Here is a 311-nt window from a genome sequence, read left to right on the forward strand (position 1 = left end):
GACCTACCTGATTCAATACCATCGCCAGCATGATCAGCCCGACGCCAGGCACACCGGCGGTACCGATTGAGGCCAGTGTCGCTGTCATGATCACTGCCATGTAATCGCCCATGGTCAGGTCGATATTGAAAGCCTGCGCAATAAAGGCCGTTGCCACACCCTGCATGATGGCGGTGCCATCCATGTTGATGGTCGCGCCCAATGGGACAGTGAACGAAGCGACTTTATTGCTGACACCCAGACGTTTGGTCGCCGTTTCCATTGTTACCGGGATTGTGGCATTGGAAGAAGCGGTGGAGAAGGCGAACATG

Annotated in this window: 1 protein-coding gene; it reads right to left on the minus strand. The window is 55.3% G+C overall.

Translation table 11 applies throughout. The features are described from left to right. On the minus strand, positions 1-311 hold a 311-nt coding region (locus ACYP03_RS25335), incomplete at both ends, for a dicarboxylate/amino acid:cation symporter (protein WP_459782578.1).

It is taken from the genome of Photobacterium sp. R1 (assembly GCF_054600795.1).